At 50.5% G+C, this 8,188-nt stretch carries 9 protein-coding genes and 1 tRNA gene; 7 read left to right on the top strand and 3 right to left on the bottom strand.

The genetic code is table 11. The features are described from left to right. Nucleotides 1-144: 144 nt before the first annotated feature. A complete protein-coding gene (locus Q8O92_06115) occupies nt 145-480 on the top strand; it encodes a hypothetical protein (GenBank protein ID MDP2982883.1) in 336 nt (111 codons plus the stop codon). 73 nt (nt 481-553) lie between these two features. Here the strand turns inward: Q8O92_06115 and Q8O92_06110 are convergent, their stop codons facing one another. After that, on the bottom strand, nt 554-904 hold the full coding sequence (locus tag Q8O92_06110; GenBank protein MDP2982882.1) for a hypothetical protein: 351 nt from the start codon (nt 902-904) through the stop codon (nt 554-556). Between the two features lie 342 nt (nt 905-1,246). Between Q8O92_06110 and Q8O92_06105 the strand changes: the two genes are divergently transcribed. The 6 genes from Q8O92_06105 to Q8O92_06080 all read left to right on the top strand — a co-directional run bounded on the left by Q8O92_06105 (nt 1,247) and on the right by Q8O92_06080 (nt 6,364). Beyond that, nucleotides 1,247-1,456, top strand: coding sequence for a helix-turn-helix domain-containing protein (locus Q8O92_06105; protein ID MDP2982881.1), 210 nt, complete (start codon nt 1,247-1,249; stop codon nt 1,454-1,456). Further along, nucleotides 1,449-2,042, top strand: coding sequence for a hypothetical protein (locus Q8O92_06100; GenBank protein ID MDP2982880.1), 594 nt, complete (start codon nt 1,449-1,451; stop codon nt 2,040-2,042). The genes Q8O92_06105 and Q8O92_06100 overlap by 8 nt, the downstream gene beginning before the upstream one ends. Nucleotides 2,043-2,226: 184 nt before the next feature. Beyond that, nucleotides 2,227-3,504, top strand: coding sequence for a DUF1015 domain-containing protein (locus Q8O92_06095; GenBank protein MDP2982879.1), 1,278 nt, complete (start codon nt 2,227-2,229; stop codon nt 3,502-3,504). A 443-nt stretch (nt 3,505-3,947) separates the two neighbouring features. After that, nucleotides 3,948-5,708, top strand: a complete 1,761-nt coding sequence (gene dnaG, locus Q8O92_06090) for a DNA primase (protein ID MDP2982878.1) — start codon at nt 3,948-3,950, stop codon at nt 5,706-5,708. A gap of 83 nt (nt 5,709-5,791) precedes the next feature. Continuing rightward, nucleotides 5,792-5,866 (top strand) — tRNA-Asn (locus tag Q8O92_06085). Between the two features lie 165 nt (nt 5,867-6,031). Then, a complete protein-coding gene (locus tag Q8O92_06080; protein MDP2982877.1) occupies nt 6,032-6,364 on the top strand; it encodes a nucleotidyltransferase domain-containing protein in 333 nt (110 codons plus the stop codon). Nucleotides 6,365-6,490: 126 nt separating this feature from the next. Here Q8O92_06080 and Q8O92_06075 read toward each other — a convergent pair whose 3' ends face one another. Both Q8O92_06075 and Q8O92_06070 read right to left on the bottom strand, forming a co-directional pair. Next, on the bottom strand, nt 6,491-7,282 hold the full coding sequence (locus Q8O92_06075; protein ID MDP2982876.1) for a protein-L-isoaspartate(D-aspartate) O-methyltransferase: 792 nt from the start codon (nt 7,280-7,282) through the stop codon (nt 6,491-6,493). A 40-nt stretch (nt 7,283-7,322) separates the two neighbouring features. Then, on the bottom strand, nt 7,323-8,188 hold an 866-nt coding region (locus tag Q8O92_06070; GenBank protein ID MDP2982875.1), incomplete at its 5' end, for a DUF4159 domain-containing protein.

Here is an 8,188-nt window from a genome sequence, read left to right as displayed (position 1 = left end):
TAAATGAATATTTAGCTTGACATGGCGGTTTAGATTTATTATATTTAAGGTATTGTTATGAAAGGAGATAAAGCCGCCATGCAACATATTGTAGATCCACGACAAACGAGTTTGATTGACCCTTATACAGGGGTATTTTCGAAGTTGGCTTACCGCCGCATAGTCAACGGCTGGCAGGGAGTATTCCGGCGAGCAGGCAGCGGAAGAATATATGATTTGGGCGTCCAGTATGCGCTCAATCTGGAGCCGGGCGGGCAAAGTCTTTCTTCGCGGAAGCTGATTCGCCAACAGGTTGCTGAGGATATGCTGATGTTGATTAAATGGTTTGAGGATACCGATCACGCTGATCGGACGACGTTTAAGCAACTGGTTCGGGTGTTCAACGAACAATGCACGGTAGAAGAGAAACGGGTGATAATCAAAGAGAAAGCGGGAGGGCCGAGTGCTTCAGAACCCTTCCGACTCCGATGCCACCTATGACGGCCTGAAAGGGCCGGGATACCAGGTGCAGGTCGCCGAGACCTGTAAGGTGATGTGCAGCTGATCACAGCGGTTATCCCGCAAACGGCGGCCGAACCAGATTGTGAGGCCGTCCTTCCCGGACCCTTTCACAGAATGCGTTCGCCGTTGTCCGGCAGGTCATGCGCCTCTGGAATCCACTCATGACCTGTCCATGGGGAAGACCCGCACCACCTTTGACGGTGCGTTGTGCAGAGCCTGTCCAAGCTTTGCAAAATGCCCCACTACCGGAAAGGGTATTCATGGCATTGTTTCTCAAACTTGCCGGGTGGAATATTCTCCAGGCCGCAAAAATACCTTGAGGAGGAAAATAGCCGCCGAAATACGGGTATTTTCCACTAATCCGATCCCAAATTGGCTTTCGATGTATGTTTTCAGGTTCCATATCTTTTTAACCGTCCTGCTCTGTGTTCGCCTTTAACAGACCTTTTGATGCATTCAAGTTGAATAAAAGTTTTTTACTTTTGTCGCCCTCGTCTTATCAAGGGGGGATGTCCGACAGGGGGGATTAGTCCTTCACGAGGACTTGAACCAGAGAATATTTTCAAGAATATATTTTCGTGGAAAGATAAGCATCATAAAGAATTACGAAATATTGATTTAAAAATCTAGGGATGGCCAGGAAAGTCGAAAAGGTATGTAAAATTATTTTGCTTTTTACTCCAAATGTCATATATTGTATTAATAGTGTTCCATTGTCACTCAAATAGCTTGAAAAGGAGGCATAATGTACTTAATGTCAATCGAAGAATTGGCGGAATATCTGGGCGAGACTAAAAGGACCATATACCGGTATATCCAGTCCGGTGATTGTCCGCCTTACATCCGCATCAACAAAAAGAATATCAAATTCGATAAAAAAGATGTGGATGACTGGTTGGAATCCAGGAAAATTCGTCCGCAATCACCTGCCAAACAAGGAGATCCCGATGCGTAATTTCTGGATGAAAATTCGTATGCCGCTGGCAGTGCTCCTCATCCTGGGGGCGACACTGGTAATGGCGAGGCTTTTTTCCGGCCCCGAGGATACCTGGATTAAAAATGACCGCGGCGAGTGGGTCATGCATGGACATCCACGGGGGCCGATGCCGGCGCCCGATTACCGGCCTCCGCTCATGGATACCGTTATGCCGTGGATATTTCTCGCAAGCTTCACTATCCCGCTTCTTTTTCTAGGCATGCATAAGCACCATAATCGTCTGACCTTCGAAAAAGCTTCCCGTGACATACGATTTCTGGGGTATCTCAGCTCTGCCCTCGTTCTCTTTGGACTGCTGGTCAGTGTGGGACTCATGGTAGAACTGGGGCTAGGGGAAACTGAAGGGGAAAGCCTTCCCGGAAAAGACATTTTCTTTATCTATCTTCTTGCCGGATACGGGGCGCTTTCTATTCTCCTGGGAGTGTTGTTTTTTGTCTTGAAACGAAATACGAACGATCACTACCAACTGGAACGCAGCCGTCGCGAGATACTGGAAGCGCTGGAAGCACTACAGAAGGGCACGGGACCTCTCAAAGAAAAATGACCACGGTACAATTCTATTGAATTCGAGTAAAAAAATTCGTAATTTACCAGCCAAATTTATTTTTAAAAGAGCGCTCCGATATTCTTTGTAGTTCACGCCATACCATAATCAAGATATTTGCCGTAATTCCTGCCTGTTGTCGGTGTTCTCCGGTAACTTCTCACTGGATTGAAAGGTATAAAAAATGCCTATACTACGTCCGTTCCGTGCTTTGCGGTATGACACGAAGGTGGCGGGCGACATTCGAGATCTCGTGGCGCCCCCATATGACATCATTTATGATGAATGGCGCGACAGGCTGTATACCCGTAATCCATACAATATCATCCGTCTTATCAAAACCAGAGACGATCCGGAAGAAGGGGATGCGCCGGACAAATACCGGCGCGCCGCAGAGTACATTTCATCGTGGATGGAAAAAGGAATTTTACGGCGTGAGGACGCTCCGGCGTTCTATATTCGTTCAGAAACATTCGAGCTTGAGGGTGAAACACGAACCCGCTATGGTTTTGTGGGATTGGTACGGCTGGAAGAATTCGGGCGGGGAATCTATCCCCACGAACGTACCCTGTCCGGCCCTAAAATCGATCGGCTGAACCTGGTCAAGGCCACCCGGACCAATCTCAGCCAGGTTTTCGGTATTTACCGCGACCCGGAACAGGAAGTTCAGGAGCTTCTCCGGAAAGCCTCCTCCGGCGCTCCGGAAGTCTCCTTTCGGGATGAACAGGATATTCACCGGAAGATGTGGATACTTCATGAACCGGAAACGATATATCGAATCCAGGAAAGGATGCGGGATCGGGCAATCATCATCGCCGACGGCCATCACCGGTATGAAACCGCCCTCGCCTACCGTGAATTTATGGCACCTGTGCGCGAGAAAGCGGATGATCCGTTTGACTATATATCCATGTATTTTTCCAGCGTCGACGATCCCGGAATGACCATTCTTCCCACCCACCGCAAGGCGGGTGATATGCCGTCATTCAGCCGCGAAATTTTTCTGGAGAAACTATCCTCGGACTTTGAGGTGGAATTCCCGGCAAGAGTAACTATTCCGGAGATGCTCAAGCTCATGAAAAAGAATTCGACGGCTGACAGCGTAATCGGTTTCTATACCGGAGGGGAATTCGGGATTGCGCGGCTGAAACATCCGGCGGTTCCCAAGGAATTGGACGTGGAAATCCTGCATGGTAAGATCATTGAAAAAATCCTGAACATCACCCGTGAGGATATCGCCGCCGGGAAGCGACTGCATTTCAGCCAGAGTCCCGACCATGCGATCGATGATGTCAATCGGCGCAAGGACCAGATTGCCTTTTTCCTGAACCCCATCCGGCCTGAAGAGATGTTCCCGCGGGTGCTCAATGGCAACCGCATGCCGCAGAAATCCACCTACTTCTATCCCAAAACGCTCTCCGGGCTGGTTATGTACAGGATTGACCGTGAATCGCTGGAATAAAGACAAAAAGGCAAAGAAAGAATTCAGGCGCCAGAATCCAGAATCCAGAATAAAAAAGAGCCTCTCGCAAAGTTCGCAAAGTTCGCAGAGAAAGAATAGAGAAGGCAGAAGATAGAAAAGAGATAAGATGTCTTGCGGGATTCACACATCGTTATAATCTTGTAAATCTTGTAAGATGATCCGGTAAAAAGTATTTAAAAACTCTCCGAATTGACGAAAACCTCACCCGGCCTTCGGCCACCCTCTCCTATTCATGAGAGGGTAAAAACATAGCCAGCAATGAGTTACCCCCTCTCCTGACTAGGAGAGGGGGACAGGGGGTGAGGTTTAAAAACACCAGAAAATAATGTAAAAATTACTTTTTGCCTGTTCGCCTTATTTGCGGATAAGCTTGAATTCTGGATTCTGACTCCTGGATTCAGTATTCTTCTTTTGGAGTTTCGATGTACGACGATTTTTCCACGTTTAAAGAGGAAGTCAAGGGCCGGATAGATATCGCCGATGTCATCGGCGAGTATGTAGAATTGAAAAAACGCGGCTCTGCCACCATCGGCCTGTGTCCCTTCCATAACGAGAAGACGCCTTCGTTCAATGTGAACCGTGCGGGGCAGTTTTACTACTGCTTCGGGTGCGGAAAAGGCGGCGATGTCATCAGCTTCCTCATGGATATAACCGGCATGAGCTTCCTCGAAGCGATAGAGCAGCTCACCGAACGTGCCGGCCTCGAGATGCCCCGTAAGGAATCGTTCAGCCCCGGCGCCAAAGAAGACACCGACCGGATCATCGCCGCCAACCTCACCGCCGCTGAATATTTTCACCTCTCCCTTTCTTCCGAAGAGGGAAAGGCTGGTATGGATTACCTGCTCGGTCGCGGCCTAACTCCTGAAACTATACGATCATTTCGGCTGGGATTTGCTCCGGAGGATTCCGCAGGGCTTATCGCCTTTGCCCGTAAAAAAACCGTACAGCCCGAAGCGCTGGAAGCGGCCGGTCTCCTTGTTCCGAGCAAGTACGGCGGCCCCTCCTACAACCGTTTCGGGGGTAGGGTCATCTTCCCGATCATCGATCAGGCGGCCCGCATCATAGGATTTGGAGGAAGAATCCTGGCGGGGGAGGGTGCAAAATATGTGAATTCGCCCGAATCTCCGGTATACCATAAGAGCCGGGTCCTGTTCGGCCTCTACCAGGCGAAAGCTGCTATAAAAAAACTGCGCACGGCGGTTGTGGTAGAAGGTTACATGGATGTCATTTCCCTTCACCAGGCCGGAATCACCCATGCAATTGCCTCTTCCGGAACTTCATTCACCACGGAGCAGGGGAGGATTATTGCCCGTCTGGCGCGGTCTGCTCTTCTGCTCTTCGATGGGGACAGCGCCGGGCTTTCCGCCGCTGTCCGCGGAGTCGACAACCTGCTCGCCACCGATCTCAGCATCGGGGTGGTTGTACTCCCCGAGGGGCACGATCCCGATTCCTATGTACGGGAGTATGGCGCCGAGGCGCTGCAAAAATATCTGGAACATCCCCTCGATATATGGGAATTCAAGCTTCAGGCATTGAAAAGGGACGCAGCGGACGTAAAGGATAAAATCAAACTGGCGGGAGAGATTGCCGATTCCATTTCCCTTATTCCGGATGAACTCAAGAGGGATATATACATCAACGATCTATCGTTTAAAATCGGGGTGGACCGTGATTCGATGCGGAAAGCGGTGGATGGGCGTATTAAAAAAAGAGCCGGCCGCAAGGAATCAGGGGAGGGGGAGCAATCATCTCAATTGATGGGAACAGTACGGCAGCGGGAACTGCTCGCCGCTGTTATCCACTATCCCGATCTGAGCCGCCGACTCATGGAAGAGCTGGGATCCAAACCCTTCGGCCATCCGGCCATGAAAGCGGTGGCGGATATAATTTTTCATCGCCTGGTGGAGGGACTCGATGTTTCGCCTTCCGCGCTCATGAACGTTGTGGAAAACCGCGAGGCCCAGCAGCTTATAGCCTCAGCGGCAATGATCAAGGTGGATCGGGAAACGGCGGAGAAATATATCGCTGACCATCTCTCTCCCTACGATGAGCCGGAAATCCGCTCGAAAATCGAAGAGTTACGGCGGCGGCTCGAAAGTGAAAAGGATACCAAAAAACGGGAAGCCCTGAAGGTGCAGCTCATCCGCTACCAGAGCCTTTACCAGAAGCTGAAGAATAACTAAGAACAAATTGATGAAAATTGCCGGAATGTGTTGACAAGGGGAAGGCTATTTTATATTTTACCTATCTCAAGAAACTGCTGAGTTCCGGTGTAACTCAATGGCAGAGTGAGCGGCTGTTAACCGCTAAGTTGTAGGTTCGAGTCCTACCACCGGAGCCAGAATATCAACCACGAATCCTCAAAAGGGTGTTGGTTAATGATTGATAGGGGGAAACGGGAAGTACCGACTGTTTCCCCTTTATTAATTTAAGGTTTATGGTGAAATAGACACGGTTAAACAAATTGGTGACATTTGGTGGCCGTTCTAACCAATATATGATCATTATGGAGTTTGCAATGGGCATCGATGAATCCCTGGTTAATGAGATCGTCCGGCGCATTCTCAACGTGGCCAGTCCGGATAAGATTATCTTGTTTGGTTCGGCCGTGACAGGTCCAATGACTCCCGACAGCGACATCGACCTGCTGGTAGTAGAGCAAGATCCCGGAGACCGGCGAGAAGAATATGTTCGCCTTCGCAGGGCGCTCAGGGGAATGGAATATCCCTTTGATATTATCTTCATTTCTACTGAGTGGTTCCAGGAAAGCAAGGATGTCGTCGGCGGCATCGCGTATCCGGCGGATAAACAGGGAATGGTAATCTATGAAACCGCCTGAGGAGATTAAGCGCAAAATCCTGGCCGAATGGCTTCCCTGGCGGATATTCTATGAGGGATTTCTAAAAAAACTTATGCGATACAAGTTTCGGGAGTATAGAATTTTTTTTCGGAGTTTACTTTTTTATCATTTCTCCTCCCTGATTTTGCCGGTCATGGGTACAAACAGTACCGGGGCAATGCTCTTTTGGGTGAGACCTTTTGGAGTTTTGACACACAAAAGAAGGTCCTGTGAAACATTTCCCACCGGAATGATAAGTCTTCCCCCTATTTCAAGCTGATCGATAAGTTTCTGCGGGATATGATCAGCCGCCGCTGTAACCATGATGGCCGCGAACGGCGCTTTTTCCGGCCACCCGGCGTAACCGTCGCCCCAGCGCACCCTGGCATTCTTGCACCCCAACTCGGTGAGAATACGCTCTGCCCGCTCCGCCAACTCACGGACGATCTCGATGGTATATACCTCGGCTGCCAGGCCGGAGAGAACCGCCGCCTGGTATCCGGAGCCGGCGCCGATCTCCAGCACCCGCTCCGAGCCCTTGAGCTGCATGAGCTCCGACATCAGACCCACGATGTAGGGCTGCGAGATGGTCTGCCCGAGCCCGATGGATAATGGATGGTCCTCATAGGCCTGATCACGGTCGGCTGCCGGAACGAAGAGATGGCGGGGAACCCGGCGCATGACCTCAAGAACGCGCTGGTCGCGAACCCCTCTCGCTTCGATCTGCTGGTCAACCATCCGCTGCCTGAGGAGGGTATATTCGTCGCGGGAAGAATCGGTTTCAGCGCTTCCGCTGTCCGATTTGCAGGAGATCGAAAGAAACAAAAGGGAGACGAGCAGGAAAAGCATCAGGCAGTGCCCGGAACGATTCACTTTCCCGACTGAAAGTTGAGAAGATCGGTCTTCACGTTGACTCATGGCAGGGATTCTCATTTCTAACCTCGTACTCTCCATCGACTTATCTCTCTCTATTTGCCGGATTACCAGCTTGTCCATACCGCTGGATGAGACCGTACACTACCAGATTAACTCCCATTTTCACCTGTTCCTCGTATCTACCCGCCGCACCCCAGCAGAGGCCGTATCCGCGATCTGAGAACACCGCGATAAGTTTTCCCCGGAAAAACATGCCTTCGAGATAGGGCTGCATCTTATGGGGAAGCGCGCCGAGTTCCTGTCCGGCGCCCACCGGAGACCCGGTTTCGAAATCATAAAAACAATGATAGATGGGATGGTTTCCGGGAATAGGTTCAAGAGAGGGAACTATTTTTTCTTCTTGCTCTTTTTTCGTGAGGGGTTTTAGTCCAATCTCTAAGAGCATAGGATCTTCGAATAGGGAAACCATGAGTCCGCGGAGTTTATTGCGGAGAGCCTCATCCCCAGGCTTCGCATTCTCCATGATAAGCATACCTCCGCCCATAAGATATCTCAGAAAGCTTTCCCTCTCCGATTCGTCGAACCGGAATGCGCGGTCGGTAAGAATATACACGAGCGGGGGCCGGAAAAGAAAGAGGGAATCCACGCTGATCCCCCGCAGGTTCGTTATGTCCCGGGTACGGAGAAAATTGAGCTGGCTTTTTTGAAACGTGATTGGCGACAGCGGGTTATCAAGAACAGCGGTGATATTTGTGTGACGGTTGATTCCGGCGATGAGTCCCATCAGGCTCAGAATGAATTTATCCGTCTGCCCCAGGTCATCGATTCGGACGAGGGGGATATGCACATATCCCTGCGCGGCGGTCTTGTTTTCCGGGTTGTAGATGATGTCGGAGCGAAACATGCCCGGATCAGGGCCTGCATCTCTGCGGAGCGGAATGTGGTCGC

The sequence above is a fragment of the Candidatus Latescibacter sp. genome (assembly GCA_030692375.1).
In the GTDB taxonomy this organism is placed as follows: Bacteria; Latescibacterota; Latescibacteria; order Latescibacterales; family Latescibacteraceae; genus JAUYCD01.
This window is presented reverse-complemented; position numbering and strand designations above follow the sequence as displayed.

What these genes read in the sequence shown, in the direction of transcription:
- Q8O92_06095 (MDP2982879.1), top strand. Translation starts at nt 2,227, where the DNA reads ATGCCTATACTACGTCCGTTCCGTGCTTTGCGGTATGACACGAAGGTG.
- Q8O92_06110 (MDP2982882.1), bottom strand. Translation starts at nt 904, where the DNA reads ATGGAACCTGAAAACATACATCGAAAGCCAATTTGGGATCGGATTAGT.
- Q8O92_06075 (MDP2982876.1), bottom strand. Translation starts at nt 7,282, where the DNA reads ATGAGTCAACGTGAAGACCGATCTTCTCAACTTTCAGTCGGGAAAGTG.
- dnaG (MDP2982878.1), top strand. Translation starts at nt 3,948, where the DNA reads ATGTACGACGATTTTTCCACGTTTAAAGAGGAAGTCAAGGGCCGGATA.
- Q8O92_06100 (MDP2982880.1), top strand. Translation starts at nt 1,449, where the DNA reads ATGCGTAATTTCTGGATGAAAATTCGTATGCCGCTGGCAGTGCTCCTC.
- Q8O92_06080 (MDP2982877.1), top strand. Translation starts at nt 6,032, where the DNA reads ATGGAGTTTGCAATGGGCATCGATGAATCCCTGGTTAATGAGATCGTC.
- Q8O92_06105 (MDP2982881.1), top strand. Translation starts at nt 1,247, where the DNA reads ATGTACTTAATGTCAATCGAAGAATTGGCGGAATATCTGGGCGAGACT.